This is a genomic window from Novosphingobium humi, assembly GCF_028607105.1.
GTDB lineage: Bacteria > Pseudomonadota > Alphaproteobacteria > Sphingomonadales > Sphingomonadaceae > Novosphingobium > Novosphingobium humi.
The window spans coordinates 590,820-609,095 of record NZ_CP117418.1 but is presented as its reverse complement, the minus strand read 5'-3'; the positions used below and the strand labels follow the sequence as shown (position 1 = coordinate 609,095).

Genomic DNA, 18,276 nt, shown 5'->3' with positions numbered 1-18,276 from the left:
TAAGATGCGGACCGACCAACAATACGGTACCCGAAGGCCTGTGAGGAGCGCGCTCGGAAAATGAGCGGCAAAATGGGAGGAATGGAATGAGTAAAATTTTCAACTTTATAATGGCGTCGACGGCGCTTGCTGTTTGTTCGCCTGCGCTGGCGCAGACTGCGCCGGGCAAGCAGGTGAAGGGCGATGACAAGGGCGTGCCCGACATTGTCGTCACCGCCAATCGCGTGGAATCCAGCGCGCAAAAGACGCCGGTCGCGCTCACCGTTTACCGAGGCGCGGAACTGACCGCGGCGGGCGTCACCAGCGTTGCCAATCTCTCGCGCGTCGACCCCAGCGTCAATTTCACCGCGCGCAATGGCGCAGGCTATATCGCGGTGCGCGGCATCGCCTCGACCGACGTCACCGAAATCGGAGATCCTTCGGTGCCGATTGCCCGCGACGGGTTTTTCACCAACCGCTCTTTCAGCATCAACACATCGATGTATGACCTTCAGCGCGTCGAAGTCCTCAAAGGACCGCAAGGCACGCTGTTTGGCCGTAATTCCACCGGCGGCCTGGTCAGCCTGATCACCGCGCGCCCCGGCAGGCAACTGGGCGGCTTCGTCACCATCGAGGCGGGCAATTACCGGCAGATGAATGTCGACGCGGCGGTCGACCTGCCCTTGTCCGACAAAGTGCAATTGCGGCTGTCGGGGATTTCCCATCGCCATGACGGCTATCGCGAATTGCTCTCGATCGGCGGGCGCGGCGATGATGATGCAACGCTCTCGGGCCGCGCTACGCTGGCGTTTCAGCCTTTCGAGAATTTTGAAGGCCTGATCCAGTATCAGCATGATGATATCGATAATGTGGGCGATGTGGCCTTTAATACGACCATCGCCGTGGTGCCGACCAATTACGATCCCAAGCGCTTTGCCAGCTATGCGCCGACCAGCAACCGCCTGACCGGTGATCGCATTCGCTGGGAATTTGCGCTGCACGGCCTGCCGCTGGACGCGACTCTGTCCTATGCGGGCGGCTATGATAAGCAGAAGTGGGCGCACAAGCTGGATGGCTCGGGTTCGGCTTCCTCGCCTGCCACTTTCATTCAGAGCGAGCAGCCCGCCACATGGAACCATGAGGTTCGCCTCGCCACGCCTCAGGACCGCATGGTGTCGGCGCAGGTGGGCTATTTCCACTTTGATGAAACCAGCCCGCTTTCGGCCGGTTTCCAGAACCTGTCGGGCGCCTATGCCGGTCAGTATCTGGTCCATTTCAATTATCTGACGAAAACGCAATCGGACGCCGTCTTTGGCCAATTCAGCTTCAAACCGGCCGAAACGATCCGCCTGACCGCCGGCGCGCGCTATACATGGGACAAGAAGCAGCGAACGGGCGATTCCCAGCTGCGCTGCGATATCGCGGGTATTCCGCCGTTCCTGTATGGCATCATCGGTTGTTCGGGCACGCCGCCGATCCATCCCGCCACGGATGCAGGCAAGATTGCCCAGTCCAAGCCGACCTGGCTGCTGGGTGTCGACTGGACGCCGACCAATCGCAACATGGTCTATGCCAAATTCTCGACCGGCTATAAATCGGGCGGCTTCAATTCCAACGGCTCCGCGCCGCCGGTGCCCTATGGCGCCGAAAATATCACCTCGTGGGAACTGGGCACCAAGAACCGGCTGCTGGACGGGCAATTGCTGCTCAACGGCGACGTATTCTATCAGACCTATCGCGGGTATCAGGCATCGCAGGCCACCCCGGCGGTTTCCAGCGGCAGCGGCGTGTTCAACGTGGGCAATGCCACGATTTATGGCGCCGAGGCGCAGGCGGTATTCAATGCGGGCGATCTTCGTTTTGAACTGAACGGCACCTACCTGCACACTGAATTCGGCGCGGGTACTCAAGCGATCCTGACCACCGACCCGGCCACCGGCAACGGCATCTCGCGCAATGTGGTCGGCCATCGCCTGCCCAATGCGCCGGGGCTAGCGGTTTCGGCCTCGCTGGAATACCGGTTCGACATGGGCAAGTCAGGGTCGCTCACCCCCCGCATCGACGGCAAATACAGCTCGACCTATTATTTCGATGTGTTCAACGATGCTGATACCGCGCAAAAGAGCTATGCTACCGGCAATCTCAGCCTGACCTATCAGCCCGAGAACAGCAAGTTGCAGATCGCCGTTTTTGTCCGAAATTTCACCGACAAGACCGTGTTTGCCAGCGCCCAGCGCAACTTCACGCCCACACCATTCGTCAACGCCTATCAGTTTCAGGCGCCCCGGACGTTTGGCGCGCGTGTGAACTACTCGTTCTAAGACAAATCGAAATCCCCGTCTTTGGGCCTGCCGAAAATCCTGCGGCAGGCCCATTTTCTGTGTCTCCATGTCCTTGGGAGAAATCCGTGGCCCGACTGTCCAGATCCTCCACGTATCGCCTGCTTTGCGGCGTTGCGGCGTTTTCGATGTTTGTGGCGGGCGGCCATGGGCGCGCCGCGCCGCCGCAACCGGCTGCTCACGATGCTGATCGCATGGAGGAAGAGTTTCGAACCCCGCCCGCTTCGGCACGCCCACGGGTATGGTGGCATTGGATGAACGGCAATATCACCAAGGAAGGGATCGCGGCCGACCTTGCGTGGATGAAGCGCATGGGCATCGGCGGCGTCCAGAATTTCGATATTGATCTGGATACCCAGCAGATTGTCGAGCAGCGCCTCGTCTATATGACCCCGCCATGGAAAGACGCCTTCCGCTTTGCCGCTTCGGAGGCCGAGCGTTTGGGGCTGGAACTGGCCATTGCCTCCTCGCCCGGGTGGTCCGAATCCGGGGGGCCATGGGTCGCGCCGGAAGATGGGCTCAAGAAACTGGTTTGGAGCGAGACGCTTGTTCAAGGCGGTCGGCGCCAGAGCATTCACCTCAAACAGCCGCCATCGGTTGCCGGGCCTTTTCAGGATCTGGGCAGTCAGGTCGAGGTGACGGAGCTGATTTCGGGCGAAGCGCCCAAGGCCGGACCCGCGTTCTACCGCGATGTTAAAGTCTTGGCCGTGCCGGTCCGGTTGGCTGAGCCATTGCCTGCACCGCAATTGACCGATGGCGAAGGCAAGGCGCTGGTGGCCGCGAAAGATCAAAGGGGAGCGCTGGTCGTCAACGTCCGGCTTGGGCCGGTGATCGCAAAGACTGCGCCTGAACTTAGGCTGGATTTTGGCCGTCCGGTCACTGTTCGCACTGTCACACTGCATATTCCGGGCGGAGCCATACCCCTCATCGGCCCGCTGTTGGCGCCGGTCCTGCAATCGAGCGCCGACGGCAAGATGTGGGCCGACGTCGCCACTATTCCGCTCGAAGCGACGCCCAGCACGCTGGCCTTCAACCCGGTCACCGCCCGCTATTTCCGGCTGGAGATCAAGCCCGCCCATGCCGCCGCTAACGGCAATCCGGCGCCCGACGAGCACGCCGGCGATCTGGCCATGGACGATGTGTTCGGCAAGGGCATGGGTCGCCTGATCTCCGCGCCGGTCACCATTGGATTGCTGGATTTCGGCGTGGAAACAAAGATCGATCGCTATGAGGTCAAGGCGGGCTTTTCCATCGCCCCGGACTATTACGCGCTTCCGGTGGTGAAGGACGGCGCCACCGGTCCGGCGGCAGAACTCACCATCGATCTGACCGACCGGATGAAGCCGGATGGCACGCTCGATTGGGCCCCGCCGCACGGCACGTGGAAAATCCTGCGTTTTGGCTCCTCGCTGGTGGGCAAGACCAACCATCCCGCTCCGGCAGAGGCCACGGGATTGGAAGTCGACAAATATGACGCCGATGCTGTCCGCCGCTATCTTGAGCATTACCTTGCAAATTACCGCGATGCTGCAGGAGAGGGCATGATGGGCGCGCGGGGCGTGCGGGCGCTTTTGAACGATTCCATCGAGATCGGCGCGGCCAACTGGACGCCGCGCATGATCGAACAGTTCAAACGCCTGCGCGGCTATGATCCGGTGCCGTGGTTGCCGACGCTGGCCGGAACGCTGATCGGCACGCGCGAGGAGAGTGAGCGCTTCCTCTTCGACTATCGCCGCACCCTGTCCGACCTGATGGCCAGCGAGCATTACGGCACCATCGCCGATGTGGCCCATCGCCACGGCCTGAAAGTCTACGGCGAGGCGATCGAGGGCAACCGGTCGAGCTTTGGCGATGACATGGCCATGCGCCGCTATGCCGATTATCCGATGGCGGCCATGTGGGCCTTTCCGGCAAAGCAAGGCCCCGCGGCCTCCTATGTGATCGATGTTCGCGGGGCCGCCTCGGTCGGGCATCTGTATGGTCAAAACATCGTTGCGGCGGAATCCATGACGGCCGGTATGGCGCCCTGGGCGTTCGGACCCTCCGATCTTAAACATATCGTCGATGAAGAATTCGTGCTGGGCGTCAACCGGCCGGTCGTTCACACCTCTGTGCATGTGCCGGTAGAGGATCGCAAGCCGGGCCTGTCACTGGCGGGGATTGGGCAATTCTTCAACCGCAACGAAAGCTGGGCCGAATTGGCCAAGCCCTGGGTGGATTACCTCTCGCGCAATGCCTTTATGCTGCAACAGGGGCGCAACTGGGCCGATGTCGCCTATTTCTATGGCGAGGAAGCCCCTCTTTCGGGCCTGTACGGCACGCGGCCCGTGACCGACGCGCCGAGCCGTTACGCCTATGATTTCCTCAATGTCGATGCGCTGGCCTCGGTGCTGGCCAATAATGGGGATGCTTTGGTCTCGCCCAGCGGCGCGCGCTATCGTGCCCTATATCTGGGCGGCTCGTCGCGCCGGATGACATTGCCGACCTTGCGCCGGATTGGCGAACTGGTCGAAGGCGGGGCGACGGTGATCGGGATGGCGCCGGAAAGCTCGCCGGGGTTGATGGACGACCGGACGGAATATGACGCGCTGGTACGCAAACTGTGGCCCCAATCGGGCGGGACAGGCGAGGCGGTTCATGTGGGCAAGGGGCGGGTGATCGCCTCGACCAACATTGACCAGGCGCTGGCGGATTTGGACATTGCGCCGGATTTTCTGGCCGCGGGCGCCACCGACATAGCCTTTGCCCACCGTCACCTTGCCGATGGCGAAAGCTATTTTCTGGTCAACCACACCGGGCAAACCGAGCGCTTCGAGGCCCATTTCGCGGTCTCGGGCAAGGCGCCGCAGCTGTGGCATGCCGAAACCGGCGCGGTGGAGGAGGTGTCCTATCGGATTGCCGGAGGGCAAACCATTGTCCCGATGGAGTTGAAGGCGGGCGACGCGGTGCATGTGGTGTTCCGCCGCCCCGCCGAAAACGCCGAGCGGCGCTTCGCTCCGGCCGCCAAGGGGGCGATGGCGGCATTAAACGGCCGATGGAACGTCCGGTTTGAAGCGGGACGCGGCGCCCCCGCGCAAATCGACATGGCAGCTCTGGCGCCGCTTGATCAGAATGCCGATCCGCGCGTGCGCCATTTCTCAGGCATCGCCACCTATTCCACGGATTTTGCCCCGCCCAAAGGATGGCGCCCCGGTCAACCGCTTTCCCTCGATCTGGGCGAAGCGCGGGAAATTGCCGAGGTGACGGTGAACGGAAAAGCGGCAGGCTCGGTCTGGCGGGCGCCCTATACGGTCGAGGTGGGCGCCTTCACCCGGCCGGGCAAAGCCAACCGGTTGGAGATCCGCATTGCGAATCTGTGGGTTAACCGCCTGATCGCGGATGCTGACCCTGCGGTGAAGGACAAGATTTCGTGGACCTCTGTGCCCACCTACAAACCCACGGCGGCTTTGCGTCGTTCCGGTCTGATCGGGCCGGTCACGCTTCAGGCGGGGCGATGAAAGACCGGGCGGCGTTGGAAAGTCCAGCGCCGCATGAATAGATAAAACCGGCGGGGCCTGTTGGGCTCCGCCGGTTTTTATTTGCCGACCGGATCGTTCAGATCACGGCTTGCGCGTGATCGTGGGCAGATGGTCGATGGGTTGCAGGGTGATGTTGCGGAAATAGGTTTCCGCGCCTTCCGATTGCAGCTGGATGCGCCCGGCCGTCAGCGGAATCATCTTGTCGGTCTTTTCATCCTTGGTGGTCAGTTCGGCGGCGGCCATCACCGGCACTCCGTTCACCACATGGATCGACTTGTCGCCATAGACATAGAGATCAAGCGTGTTCCATTGGCCCAACGGCTTTTCGGCATCGGTGCCTGCATCCACATTATAGGCGGGGAACTGCACAGGCGCCAGCTTGCCCCCCGGCATATAGCGGCGGCCCGGATAGATGATGGCGGGATCATGCGCCACCTCCACCTTGGCCCCCACGCGCCAGTCCACCGTGGTGAAGGAATGCGTGCCCTTGGAATCGCCCACGGTCAGCAACATGCCCACCGAATGAGGCACGATTTCAAATTCCACCGCCGACATCCATGTGCCGAAAAACGCGCCATAGCCGCCGTGCGAATGGTAAAGTACGCCATTGTTGCGCGGCATGGGCATCCAGTTGCCCGCACCCCATTTGAACTGCAGGTGCAGATGGTAATTGCGATAGGGCTGTTTGGTGATCAGGCCGCCGAACAGCTTGCCGCTGGAATAGATCGCGGGGGCGCCGTCTTCCTTCACGACCTTGAAGACGCCATAGGTATCATGGTTGAGCCCGATGGGATTGCTGCTGGGCGTGCCATAGGTGGTGGCGGGCACGGTATAGCCCAGCCAACTGTCCCAGCCCGCCAGATCGCGGCCATTGAACAGCGAGACGGCCTTTCCGCCCTTGGGCAGATTGGCCAGCGTCAGATGCATCGGCTGATAGGCCGGATCGTCGGCAATGGCGGCCTTTTGTTCGGGAGTGGAGCCGTCGGGCGGACCTTCCTGAGCATAAGCGGGGGCGAGGGTGGCCGTCAGCAACAGGCTGCTCAGCAAGGGCGTGCAATAGCGCATCAGGAATCTCCGGTTGGATCAAAAGAGGGGCGATCAGGACGCGTCGGCGTCCAGCGGGGTCAGATGCGGCTTGGCCTGTGGTGCGCCATCGGTCAGATCGAAGGGCGAAGGCGTCAGCGCGATCAGATCGGCATCGGCCACCGGATCGATTGGGTCGGGGCGGCGGCACCGGGTCTGCATGGTGATCGCTTGGCCGATGCGGGCCGATTGCGCGATGGCTTCCATCACCTCGACCGCATGGACGATGAAGTCGGGCGCGGTTCGGTATTGGCGACCATGGCGCAGCGCAAGGGCCAGATCCGTCAGCCCCACGCCGCGGTAATCGGCTACGGGCTGGCCCGCGTGATTCAGGCGATTGGGTTGGGAAAAGGGCAGATCATGGCCGGGCAGGGGGCTGCGTCCTTCGCCGGGGCGCAGCAGCGACGGCTCGCCGCTGAAAAAGATCGGGTCGGCCAGCGAGAGAATGCCCTGCGCGCCATAAAGTTCGCCCGGCCGCTGGATCGGCGCCACCACATCGAGCGACATGGTCAGATTGACGAAGCCGGTTTCAAATTCCAGCGTGGCGTTGAAGGTGGTGTCGACCTCGACGGCAAAGGAGGTTCCCTCAAGTGGGCCTCGCCGGATGGTGCGTTGCGCCTGCCCGCGGCCCGATGCGGCGAACACACGGCGCACGGGCCCCAGCAGATGCAGCCACATCGTAATGTAGTAGGGGCCGACATCGAAGGGCGGCTCACCACCGGGTTGATAGAAGGCGGCCGGGTTGGGGTGGAAATGTTCCAGCCCCGGCAGGCCCAGCAGCGATGTGCCGAACACAGGCTGGCCGATCGCGCCGCCATCCAGCGCGCGGCGCGCGGCCTGATGTGCGCTGCCGTAGAACGTGTCGGGCGCCGATCCAATCATCACGCCGCGCGCTTCGGCCCGTTCGGCCAGTTCCTCTGCCACTCTGCGCGACAGGGCGAAGGGCTTTTCGGAATAGACATGTTTACCCGCCTCAATCGCGGCGCGGTTGATCTCTTCATGCGCGCTGCCGGGGGTCAGGTTGACGACCAGTTCGATCGCGTCATCGGCCAGCAATTCCGCCACGCTGCACCCGGTTGCGGCATAGGGCGCGGCGATGGCTAGAGCATTGTCGCGGTTGCGGGTGGCGATCTTGCACAGCGTCACGGTCGACGAGCGCGCGATGGCGCCCAGATACACCGCACTGATGTCGCCTGCACCGATCACGCCGATGCAGACCGGATCGATAGCCATAATTTCTCTCCCGGATTTATCTAAACAATGTTTAAATAAATCCGTTTCACTGTCAATGGCGAAACTGTGTCTGGCGATCAAAGAGGGAGGGATGGCCTTCGCATCGTCAAAACGCGGCTGGTTCGGCCCCGTAGTTCAAGGGAGAAGCTGCGCCTGCCGGCCCAGCTTGCGCGCATTTGACATTGCCCGCCCCTTAATCTAAACGACGGTTAGATTAAGGGGCGCCGCTCTATCCATAGCTTGGCCCGAACTGCGGGGCGCGTCGGTTATGGCGTCTCCCGCGATTTGCCCGAAGGTTGAGGTTTGTCATCATGAAGACCCCAGTGGCGCCTGCCCCACTGTCGATATCCTTGCATCGCCATGGCGAGGCGGCGGCGGAACTGTCGGCGCGGCAGAAGTCGCTGGCGTTTTTTACGCTGCTGACGGCTCTGGCGCTGGAAATCATCGACCTCACCATCGTCAACACGGTGCTGCCGGCCATCGAACATGACCTCAGGGCCGATTCTGCTCAGTCGCAATGGGTGATCGCGGCCTATTCGCTCAGCTTTGCCGTACTGCTCATTCTGGGCGGACGGTTGGGCGATCTGTTTGGCGGGCGGCGGATGTTCCTGCTGGGCGTGGGCGGGTTTACGGCATCCTCGCTGCTCTGCGGACTTGCTTCAACGCCGCATCATCTGATCGCCGCTCGCGCGCTGCAAGGCATGACCGGCGCGATGATGGCGCCTCAGGTGATGACCATGATCCAGCTGCTCTATGATCCGGTGGAGCGCATCGGGCGGATTGCGTGGTTTGGCGTGGTGGGAGGCCTGTCGGCCATCGTCGGGCCTTTGCTGGGCGGGGTGTTGATCGCGCTGAACCTGTTCGGGCTGGGATGGCGGGCGGTGTTCCTGCTGAATGTGCCGATCGGGCTGTTGGCGGTGCTGGCGGGGATGGTTTTGCTGCCTCGTGCCGAGCGCCACCCGGATCGCAGGATAGATATTGCCGGCACGGCACTGTTTGGCGCGGGCTTGTTCGCCTTCCTTTTTCCGATGATTCAGGAAAAGCGCCATGGTTTTGATGCGGCGATGGCGGTGTGGTGGCTGGCCGCACTGGGTTTGGCCGGGGCAGGGCTGATTCATCAACGCCGCCGTCAGCGCAAGCGACAGGCCACCGTTATCGAGCCGGGCATGTTTGCCAACGATACTTTTCGTCTGGGCGTCCTGATCTCGTTGAGCTTTTCGGCGGCGAACACGGGCTTTCTTTTCGTGTTCGCCTATGCGCTGCAACGCGAACTGGGTTTTTCTGCCTTGCAGACCGGCGTGTTGCACGTGCCTTTCAGCGCCGGGGTGATGTTTGCCATGGCCTTTCTGGTGCGTCGGTTTCTCCCGCAATATGGCCGCCTGGTGCTGATCGTGGGGGCTCTCATCATGAGCGCCGGTTGCATGGGCATTCTGGGGTGGATGGCTCTTGGCGCTGTCCGGCCGCTGCTGCTCATTCCGGTTCTCTTGCTGGCCGGTGTGGGCATGGGGCTGGTTTCGGGGCCTTTGGGCGCGGTTTCGGTGGCGCGGGTCGAACGACAGCAGGCCGGATCGGCCAGTGGTATCATCAAGACTGTCCAGCAAATGGGCGGTGCGCTGGGCATTGCCTTGGTGGGTTCGGCCTATCTCCAATTCGCCGAAAACGGACGCGGCGAGGCCGCTGCGCTTGCCGTGATGGTCGCTCTGTTGGCGCTGTGCCTGTTCTGGGCTGCGCGGCTGCCGAAGGAAATTTTCCCGCGCAAGGCGGGTTGAATATCAAACCATTGAAGAAAAGGAGAGTTTCAGGTGGAGGATCGCTTCAAATACGGCGTGTCTCTTTACAGCTTTACCGAGGATTTCGGCAGCGTCATGTCGATCGAGGAAGGCTTTGATCATATTGCCGACACGGGCGCCACGGGTATCGAGATCCTGGGCGAAACCCATGTGACGGGCTATCCCACGCCGGACAAGGCGTGGCTGGACCGCTGGTTCGGCCTGCTGGACCGTACCGGGCTGGAGCCGACCAACATGTGCTCGTGGGTGGACACCAAGCTGCGCCTTGGCCAGTCGCTGTCGGTGGACGAGGGGGCGGCCGAGCTGGTGCGCGATCTGACGCTGGCGCATCAGTTGGGCTTCAAGTTTCTGCGGCCCAAATTCGGCGTGATCTCCGCCGATCTGGTGCCGGACCCGATCTGGGCGCCCGCGGTAGAGCGCGTGCTGGATCTGGCGCACAAGCTGGACATCGTGATCTGTCCTGAAATCCATTCGCCAACACCGATCAACCATCCGGTCGTCCATGGCTATATCGATTTCATCGAACGCACCGGCACCAAGAACTTCGCCTTGCTGATCGACACCGGAATCTTTCAGGACCGGCCGCTGAAGAGCTGGGTACATGAGGTGCCCGAAGGCGACAGCGACCATGCCAAGCTGATCAACGGCATGAAAGTGAACCCCGAGGAACTGGTGGGCATCGCGCCCTACATCGCCTTCATCCAGGCCAAGTTCCACCACATCGATGATAACCTCCACGACGAGAACATCCCGTGGGAAAAGGTGATCCCGGTGCTCAAGCGCATTGGATACACCGGCTATTTGTCGAGCGAATATGAGGGCGTGCGCGAACCCTGGGTGGCGATCGACCAGGTGCGCCGCCAGCATGTGCTGCTGCGCCGGCTTGAGGCTGCCTGCGACGCCGTGCCCGCCTAACTCCCTTCAGGATGACGATCATGTATGAATTCCAATTGATCCAAAGCACCGGTTTTCGCAATCACGGACCTGAAGGCGCGCGCGACGGCGTTGAAATCCGCCTGCGCCTGCCCAATTACCGCGGCATGCGTCTGTCCTTGCTCGACGGTATCGATGTCACGCTCGATGGCGAATTCTTCAGCCACGAGGTCACCAGCCTGATCGTGGGCGGCCGGATGTATGACCTTGCCGCCATGCGCGATGCCACCACGGTGCGCTGGGCGATGGGCGAACATGCCAGCGTATTTGTGCCCAAGCCCGGCGGCCTGCTGCCCGGCATTCACCATGTCAAGGTGGCGGCGCGGGTGCGCTCGCCCTATTTCCCGCCGCATCTGCAACCCTTGCCGGTGCATGCCGAGCGTTTGGCCACCATCGTGCTGCCCTGAGGGAGCGCGGGCGCGGGTTGGGGCTGGCCAATTCCGGCTGGCCCTGATCCGATTTGCTGCTAAGGAAGCCGGCTTGTCGCAGGGAATGTGTCATGGCGGAAAAGAAGCCCTATCACCGTGAAAATCTGAAACGGGATCTGTTCGAGGCGGGGCGGGACTTCGTGCAGAAGCACGGCCACCATGAGCTGTCCATGCGCACGCTGGCCCAGTTGGCAAGCGTATCGCCGGGCGCGGCCTACCATCATTTCGCCGATCGGCGGGCGATCCTGCTGGCCGTGGCGATTGACGGTTTTGAACGGTTGCTCAATCAGGTCATCGAGCCTCAAGAAACCGAGCTGTCGCCGGTGGAAATGATCAAGGCGGGGGCATCGCGCTTTGTCCGTTTCGCATTGGAAAACCCCTATATGATCGAACTGATGTATGAGAGCGAACTGACCCGTCCTCAGATCGATCCTGCATTGCACCACTATCAGGAAATCAGCCACGCCAAGGGGGTGGCGGTTATCCGGCAATTCCTGCCCAATATCAGCGACAAGGAAGCCGATCTGCGCAATATCACCTTGTGGACGTCGATTTATGGTCTGGTGTCGATGATCAACAAGGGCATCATCAGGCCGTTCGAGAACGGCAAGGCCACCATTGACGACATTTCTGATTGGGTGCTGGAACGCGCCGCCCGCAGCACGATCGGCGATTGAGCAGGCACGCTAACAACAACTTTCCCCATCGCCCCAGTGCCGCTGGCGACTGGTTTGCCCGATGCCGGGGTTCAGCCGATTGCCTGGGTCCAGCGTCCGATAATGGGCGGCCAGTTCCGGCCCGGCCTGATAGAGATGCCCGACATTGTGTTCCGCCGGATAGCGCGCGCCGCGTTCGTCCAGCAGGCGCCACATGCGATGCTCCAGCGCGACGGGGTCGATGCCGGGCTTCAGCACGTAATCCTGATGGAAAACGTGGCAGAAGAAATGCCCGTAATAGAGCGCCCTGTCGATGCAGGCGCCGATGCCGGGGGGCAGTTGTTCGCGCCAGTCGCGGTCATTGCGGCGCAGCGCCACGTCGAGCGCGATGATCTCGCCCACCGCCGGGGCATGGATGGCGCGATAGCGCAGGGCCGCGCCCGCCACGGCAAAGCGGTGGAGGAACGCCTTTTTCGCCTCCAGCGGCGTGCATTCGAACAGATCGCCATCGGCGCTGGGGAACAGGGAGGCGAGCAGGGCGCGCGTCTCTTCGATCCCCTCATCGGCCACTTTCAGGATCAGGTGATGTTCGAACCGGTCGCGCCACGCACGCATGCGCGGCGGCAGATGCTGCGGCAACAGTCTGCTCGCGGCCTGCAGCGTCCGGTCGGAAAAATGGTCGGGCAGCCAGCGCAGCGCTGCCCCCAGCCGGTCCAGTCGGTTCTTCAGCGCAAAGAACAGCGGCAGACGGTCGGTGCCGAACCGTTCGATGGCGACGAACACATCCTTGCCATAGCGCGCCGCAACATCGAACGCCTCGCGGTGGATATATTCGCCCGACACCGGCAAATGCCGCAATTCGCCCAAGGCCCGCCGCCGCAGCACATCCAGTTCCCCCGGATCATTCGTGCCGATATAGAAAGTGGCCGTGCGCCGGTCCTTGGGAAATGTGTCAAGCCGCACCGCCAGCACCATCAGCTTGCCCGCGCAGCCTGATGCCTCGAACAGCCGCGTGGCATCGGCGTTGAAGCGGGCGGGCGAGGGGGCATCGACCGCCCGCACCCGCTCGGCATAATCGGGGGTGGAGGCAACGCCCGGGGCCGCCGCCGCGCCAAACCACCCCTTGGCTACCGCACTCAGCATCGCTTCGGCATCGGAGCCCAGATCAATGCCCAGATGGTTGACCAGATCCACCCGCCCGTCCGCCGTGGCGCGGGCATAAAGCGCCAGTTCGGTATAGGCAGGGCCGCGCCGGATCAGTGCTCCGCCCGAATTGTTGCACACGCCCCCGATCACTGACGCGCCGATGCAGGAGGAACCGATCACCGAATGGGGCTCGCGCCCGATGGGGCTGAGTAGGCGTTCCAGTTCAAACAGGGTGGCCCCTGCAAGGCACACCACCTGTTCGCCCGCGCCCAGCAGGTGGACGCCCTTGATCCGCATAGTGTTGATGATGACAACCGGGCGATCATAAAGCCCATCGGGGGTTGATCCGCCGGTAAGCCCCGTGTTGGCGGCCTGCGCGATCACGATCACATCGGCCGCGACGCAGGCGGCGAACACACGGAATTGTTCCAGCGGGCTGGCGGGCCGCACCACGGCCAGCACCGGCCCTGCTCCATAGCGATAGCCGGTGGCATAGGGCCGGGTTGCGCTGTCCTGTGTTAGCACATGGCGTTTGCCGACGATGGCGGCAAGGTCGCGCAGCAGGGTCTGGCTGGTCACGATGTCGATCTCACTGGGCATAGGGCCACGCGGCGCGGGTGAAGACGCCGCCATCGACCCACAGGGTCTGGCCGGTGACAAAGCGCGATCCGGCGCCGGCAAAGAACAGCACCGCGCCCAGCAGATCCTCCGGCGTGCCCACCCGGCCCAGCGGGGTGATGGGCGCCCATGTCGCGGCATAATCGGGCGCTTCCTCGGCCGTGCGCCTTGTGGCGATGGCGCCGGGGGCCACGCAGTTCACCGTGATGCCATAACGGCCCAGTTCCGAAGCCGCCGACTTGGTGAACTGCTCGATCCCGCCCTTGGATGCGGTGTAATCGACCAGATTGGGAAAGGCGAGCTTGTTGCAGCCCGAACCGATATTGATGATCGAGCCGCCCTGACCGGCCTCGGCCATCAGACGGCCCACGATCTGGGTATGCAGAAAGCAGCCTTTGAGATTGGTGCGGATCACATCGTCCCAACGCTCTTCGTCCAGATCGAGCAGGGGCGACCATGTCTGGATGCCCGCATTGTTGACCAACAGCGTGGGCGCTGCGCCCGCCCATGCCACCGCCTGCGCCACAAAGACCTCCACCTGCGCCTTGATGCCCACGTCGCACGGCAAAGCAAGCGCGGCCAACCCCTCGGCCTCCAGCGCCTCCACCGCGACCTGGGCATCGTCGGGCGAGGAGCGATAGCTGAAGGCCACCGCGTAGCCCGCTCGCGCCAGGGCGCCGACCAGATATTGCCCGATGCCGGAGCTGCCCCCGGTCAGGATGGCAAGGGGCGCTGAAACAGGTTGCGTCACAGGCTCATGCCTCCATCGATCACCAGATTGCTGCCGGTCATGAAACGCGCTTCGTCGCCGGCCAGCAGGACGGCAGTGGCGGCGATTTCCTCGGCCTGCCCCATGCGCCCCATGGGTTGGCGCGCGATGAAGGCGGCGCGCGCGGCCTGCGCGTCACCCGTGGCCGCGAAACGCTGGTGCAGGGAAGGTGACTCGACGGTGCCGGGGCTGATCGCGTTGCAACGGATGCCCCGGTCGATGAAATCGCGCGCGACAGACATGGTCAGGCCGATCACCGCCGCCTTGCTGGTGCCATAGGCAAAGCGGTTGGGCGCCGCCATCACGCTGGAAACCACCGAGGCGACATTGATGATCGAGCCATCGCCGCGCGCCAGCATCGCGGGTAGGAAGGCCCGGATCATCAAGGCCATTGAACGCACATTGACGCTCATGCTGCGGTCGAAATCGGCCATCGCGCCATCAAGGATCGTGCCATGCGCCACCATCCCCACGCAATTGACCAGAACGTCCACGTCGCCCCATGCCGCCGCCGCCTTTGCCACGGCGGCCTCGTCGGTCACGTCCAGCATCAGGCATTCAAGCCCCGATCCGGACGGAGGTGCATCGTCAAAGCGCAGATCCGCTGCAATTACCCGCGCCCCTTCGGCGGCAAAACGCTCTGCGATTGCCCGGCCTATCCCCTGCGCCCCGCCTGTGACCATACATGTCCTGCCCCGCAGCCGTCCGTCCATGGCCATCAGACCCCGTCGTTCCATGCGCGCACGGTGTGGCGCTGCGTGCCCAGCTTCTCGATGCCCAATTCGATTACATCGCCTTCCTTCAGGAACACCGGCGGCTTCATGCCCATGCCCACGCCCGGCGGGGTGCCTGTGGTGATGATATCACCCGGCAGCAGTACCATGAACTGGCTGACATAGCTGACGATGGTGGCGCAGTCGAAGATCATGGTGCCCGTGCTGCCGGTCTGCATGCGCTGTCCGTTCACATCGAGCCACATGCCTAGGTTCTGCACATTGCCCACCTCTTCGCACGTGACCAGCCAGGGGCCGACGGGGCCAAACGTGTCGCAGCCTTTGCCCTTGTCCCACGAACCAAGGCGTTCAAGCTGATATTCGCGCTCGGACAGGTCGTCGCACACGACATAGCCCGCCACATGGTCCAGCGCGCGCTCCTTGTCGACATAGGCCGCGCGGGTGCCGATCACGATGCCCAGTTCGACCTCCCAGTCCATCTTTTTCGATCCGCGCGGGCGGCGCACATCGTCATCGGGCCCCTGGATGCAGGAGACGGCCTTGGTGAACATGATCGGTTCGGCCGGGATGGGCATCCCGGCTTCCTCGGCATGGTCGGAATAATTGAGGCCGATGGCAATGAACTGGCGCGTGCCGGAAAGCGGCACGCCCAAACGCGCCGTGCCTTCCACGATGGGCAGCGCCTCGACATCGATCGCGCCCAGCGCGGTCAGACGTTCGGGCGCCAGCCAGTCGGGCGTGATATCGGTAAGATGGGCGGAAAGATCGCGCAACTGCCCCTGCGCATCGACCAGACCCGGCTTTTCTGCGCCGACAGACCCGTAACGCACCAGTTTCATAGAGTTCTCCAAAAAACAGACATGATTTCTTAATTCGGGATCGCAAAAACGCTCCACGCAAATTCTCAGGGAGCGTGTTGTAAATAGGCCAGACAGGCGAGCGCCAGTTCTTGCCGAAATGCGGCCCAATCGATCCAACGGGCAGAATCGCGCGTCGCCCCCAGTCCGAATTCCCGCGCCAGTGCCGCAAAGATCAGGCGGAAGGCGACGTCCGCCTTCGCTTGCTTGCGCTGCCCGCCAATCTCTTCGGGAAAGGCAAGGAAGATCTGTATGGCCGCGACAGCCGATTGTTCCGCCCGCGCCTTGCCGATGACGGACAGTTCCGTGTCATGTTCGGCGCGGTTCATCGCGGTGCGCAGGATCAGGGCATTGGTGGCCAGGAGATGCCCATAGCCCTCGATATACAGCGCGACGGCTTCGGCAAGATTATACGCCTTTTTCAGAACGCTCCGGACCATTCGCACCTCTTCCGCGGCAATCCTGTCCAGCTCGAGGCTGAGCGCGGTGCGGATCAGCCTGTCCTTGGAGGGATAGCGCAGGTAGATCGAGCCGACCGAAACCTTGCCGGCCAAGGCCACATCCTTCAGCGTGAAATCGTCGCTGCCATGATGGGCGATCAGCCGGCGCGTGGCGGCCAGCATGCGTTCTTGGCTGGCCTTGCTGCGGTCCTGCTCGGGCAGCTTGGCGGCCGCCGGGAGGCTAGGATCACCATGGAATGACGGCATGGGCTGCATGGTGCCCCCTCAAACAGCAAAGCGGGCTTTTCCGCGCCCCAGCAGCCCCCACAGAATGACCGCGCCGCAAGATGCCGCGGCGACCATTCCTGCGATCAGGAAGCCGCCTCGCATGGAGCCTGCCGCCTGCGCCAGATTATTCGCGACCCAGGCCGAAGCAAACTGGCCCATGAAAAAGGCGCTGGTCCACGCGCCCATGCCGCGCCCACGGTGTTCAAAGGTAAACTTCGTCTGGGCCCAGGCGATGAGCGTGGGCACGGCCATACCGGCGCCGATCTGCTGAACGGTGACAGCAAGGATCATGGCGGGCAAGCTTTTGGACAGCCCCACGCCGACCAGCCCGGTTCCCAGAAAGAGCAGGAAGGCCGTCAACTGCACCGCATTGGACCGCTTGGCAAAAATACGGAAGATCACCGCACCCAGCATGACAAACAGGCTGGGAATATAGGTTAGGCGGCTAAGTTCAGCAGTATCCGTCACGCCGATTTCGGCAAACGCGATGCTTCCGTTGACGATGAACAGGTAATAGAGGGCGGATGCGGAAAAGGTGACCAGCACCACCGCAATGGCCTCGATCCATGGGAAAGGCGTGCGGGTGGGCGTGGCCGCTTCGGGGCGCTGATCCTTGGGCCGGGGTTCATAAATAAATGCCAGCATGGCGGCAAAGATCGGAAAGGCGACCAGATAGATCAGGAAGCCGCCGTTCCATCGCACGCCTGCGATCAGGCCGGATGCCAGCATGGCCGCAGAGCCGAAAAATGTGCCGACAAAACCCTGCACAAACAGCCAGTTTTTACGCCCTGTGTCGTCCCAATAATCTGCGATCAGTGTGTTGACGATGGTGAGAATGCCCGCTTCACAGGCCCCCAGCAGCAGGCGCGTCGCAAAGATCTGGTCGATGTCGTCAAGCAGGAACGGCGCGCTGCCCAAGGCGCCGTACAACAACGTGCTGACAAGCAGCAGGCGCCGTCGCCCGAACCGGTCGACAATCAGCCCGGCAAAGGGCGAAAGCACCGCCACGGTAAGCCCCGGCGCGGTTACCATCAGGGGCACCTTGCTGGCGGCCGCCGGATCATTGTCGAAATGCCGGATCATCGCCGCCACGATGGGAAACATCGTTACAATGGCGAACACCGGCAAAAAGCCGGCGGCTATCAGAGTAAGTCCCTGCGGGCGCAGGGTCATTCCGGCGAAGAAACGGCTGAACGGGTTCATCTTCTCTCCCAACGCGGCATTGCCCTGCCAACTTTAAACTAAACATCGTTTAGAACATGGTGACGCGCACTGACAAGCGATTCTTTGCCCGGTTCGCCGGGGCGGATTGCGTCCGCGAAACATTCGAACCTGTAAATTGCGGCGCGAGGGCGGGCCTAGCGAACGGGGGCCTGCCATTCTGATGAGGGTCGGCCTCATCCGGCCCTTTATGGGCGCTCATCCGCGCGATACGCCCGGGAATGGGACTTGACCGGGCGCGGGA

At 62.6% G+C, this 18,276-nt stretch carries 14 protein-coding genes; 6 read left to right on the top strand and 8 right to left on the bottom strand.

Annotated features, from left to right (window positions below; all coding sequences use genetic code 11):
* The first annotated feature begins 86 nt into the window (after positions 1-86).
* Complete coding sequence (locus PQ457_RS18595) at positions 87-2,300, top strand: TonB-dependent receptor (protein ID WP_273620340.1); 2,214 nt, start codon at positions 87-89, stop codon at positions 2,298-2,300.
* A gap of 86 nt (positions 2,301-2,386) precedes the next feature.
* Entirely contained in the window at positions 2,387-5,815 is a 3,429-nt protein-coding gene (locus PQ457_RS18590; RefSeq protein ID WP_273620339.1) for a glycosyl hydrolase, read from the top strand.
* Between the two features lie 102 nt (positions 5,816-5,917).
* On the opposite strand, the gene PQ457_RS18585 is transcribed toward PQ457_RS18590, so the two are convergent.
* Together PQ457_RS18585 and PQ457_RS18580 are read right to left on the bottom strand one after the other, a co-directional pair.
* Positions 5,918-6,901, bottom strand: coding sequence for a 3-keto-disaccharide hydrolase (locus PQ457_RS18585; RefSeq protein ID WP_273620338.1), 984 nt, complete (start codon positions 6,899-6,901; stop codon positions 5,918-5,920).
* A gap of 33 nt (positions 6,902-6,934) precedes the next feature.
* On the bottom strand, positions 6,935-8,152 hold the full coding sequence (locus tag PQ457_RS18580; protein WP_273620337.1) for a Gfo/Idh/MocA family protein: 1,218 nt from the start codon (positions 8,150-8,152) through the stop codon (positions 6,935-6,937).
* A 311-nt stretch (positions 8,153-8,463) separates the two neighbouring features.
* Here PQ457_RS18580 and PQ457_RS18575 point away from each other — a divergent pair, with 311 nt between their 5' ends.
* From PQ457_RS18575 to PQ457_RS18560, 4 genes are all read left to right on the top strand, one after another.
* Positions 8,464-9,921 (top strand): MFS transporter, encoded by a 1,458-nt coding sequence (locus PQ457_RS18575; protein WP_273620336.1) that lies wholly within the window; start codon positions 8,464-8,466, stop codon positions 9,919-9,921.
* 33 nt (positions 9,922-9,954) lie between these two features.
* Positions 9,955-10,857, top strand: coding sequence for a sugar phosphate isomerase/epimerase family protein (locus PQ457_RS18570; RefSeq protein ID WP_273620335.1), 903 nt, complete (start codon positions 9,955-9,957; stop codon positions 10,855-10,857).
* A gap of 20 nt (positions 10,858-10,877) precedes the next feature.
* Positions 10,878-11,282 (top strand): C-glycoside deglycosidase beta subunit domain-containing protein, encoded by a 405-nt coding sequence (locus tag PQ457_RS18565; RefSeq protein ID WP_273620334.1) that lies wholly within the window; start codon positions 10,878-10,880, stop codon positions 11,280-11,282.
* A gap of 92 nt (positions 11,283-11,374) precedes the next feature.
* Complete coding sequence (locus tag PQ457_RS18560) at positions 11,375-11,980, top strand: TetR/AcrR family transcriptional regulator (protein WP_273620333.1); 606 nt, start codon at positions 11,375-11,377, stop codon at positions 11,978-11,980.
* Between the two features lie 9 nt (positions 11,981-11,989).
* Here the strand turns inward: PQ457_RS18560 and dld are convergent, their stop codons facing one another.
* The 6 genes from dld to PQ457_RS18530 form a co-directional block, all read right to left on the bottom strand.
* On the bottom strand, positions 11,990-13,705 hold the full coding sequence (dld, locus tag PQ457_RS18555) for a D-lactate dehydrogenase (RefSeq protein ID WP_273620332.1): 1,716 nt from the start codon (positions 13,703-13,705) through the stop codon (positions 11,990-11,992).
* On the bottom strand, positions 13,695-14,474 hold the full coding sequence (locus PQ457_RS18550) for an SDR family NAD(P)-dependent oxidoreductase (RefSeq protein ID WP_273620331.1): 780 nt from the start codon (positions 14,472-14,474) through the stop codon (positions 13,695-13,697). Before PQ457_RS18550 ends, dld begins: the two co-directional genes overlap by 11 nt.
* A complete protein-coding gene (locus tag PQ457_RS18545; RefSeq protein WP_273620330.1) occupies positions 14,471-15,205 on the bottom strand; it encodes an SDR family oxidoreductase in 735 nt (244 codons plus the stop codon). Before PQ457_RS18545 ends, PQ457_RS18550 begins: the two co-directional genes overlap by 4 nt.
* 5 nt (positions 15,206-15,210) lie before the next feature.
* The gene (locus tag PQ457_RS18540; protein ID WP_273620329.1) at positions 15,211-16,065 is read right to left on the bottom strand and encodes a fumarylacetoacetate hydrolase family protein; all 855 of its coding nucleotides are present in this window, start codon (positions 16,063-16,065) and stop codon (positions 15,211-15,213) included.
* 65 nt (positions 16,066-16,130) lie between these two features.
* Complete coding sequence (locus PQ457_RS18535; protein ID WP_273620328.1) at positions 16,131-16,799, bottom strand: TetR/AcrR family transcriptional regulator; 669 nt, start codon at positions 16,797-16,799, stop codon at positions 16,131-16,133.
* A 9-nt stretch (positions 16,800-16,808) separates the two neighbouring features.
* Positions 16,809-18,014 (bottom strand): MFS transporter, encoded by a 1,206-nt coding sequence (locus PQ457_RS18530; protein ID WP_273620327.1) that lies wholly within the window; start codon positions 18,012-18,014, stop codon positions 16,809-16,811.
* Positions 18,015-18,276 lie beyond the last annotated feature (262 nt).

Excerpts from the sequence above, each read along its gene's own strand:
- dld (WP_273620332.1), bottom strand. The coding sequence starts at position 13,705 with ATGCCCAGTGAGATCGACATCGTGACCAGCCAGACCCTGCTGCGCGAC.
- PQ457_RS18540 (WP_273620329.1), bottom strand. The coding sequence starts at position 16,065 with ATGAAACTGGTGCGTTACGGGTCTGTCGGCGCAGAAAAGCCGGGTCTG.
- PQ457_RS18535 (WP_273620328.1), bottom strand. The coding sequence starts at position 16,799 with ATGCAGCCCATGCCGTCATTCCATGGTGATCCTAGCCTCCCGGCGGCC.
- PQ457_RS18575 (WP_273620336.1), top strand. The coding sequence starts at position 8,464 with ATGAAGACCCCAGTGGCGCCTGCCCCACTGTCGATATCCTTGCATCGC.
- PQ457_RS18560 (WP_273620333.1), top strand. The coding sequence starts at position 11,375 with ATGGCGGAAAAGAAGCCCTATCACCGTGAAAATCTGAAACGGGATCTG.
- PQ457_RS18580 (WP_273620337.1), bottom strand. The coding sequence starts at position 8,152 with ATGGCTATCGATCCGGTCTGCATCGGCGTGATCGGTGCAGGCGACATC.
- PQ457_RS18530 (WP_273620327.1), bottom strand. The coding sequence starts at position 18,014 with ATGAACCCGTTCAGCCGTTTCTTCGCCGGAATGACCCTGCGCCCGCAG.
- PQ457_RS18585 (WP_273620338.1), bottom strand. The coding sequence starts at position 6,901 with ATGCGCTATTGCACGCCCTTGCTGAGCAGCCTGTTGCTGACGGCCACC.
- PQ457_RS18595 (WP_273620340.1), top strand. The coding sequence starts at position 87 with ATGAGTAAAATTTTCAACTTTATAATGGCGTCGACGGCGCTTGCTGTT.
- PQ457_RS18545 (WP_273620330.1), bottom strand. The coding sequence starts at position 15,205 with ATGGACGGACGGCTGCGGGGCAGGACATGTATGGTCACAGGCGGGGCG.
- PQ457_RS18565 (WP_273620334.1), top strand. The coding sequence starts at position 10,878 with ATGTATGAATTCCAATTGATCCAAAGCACCGGTTTTCGCAATCACGGA.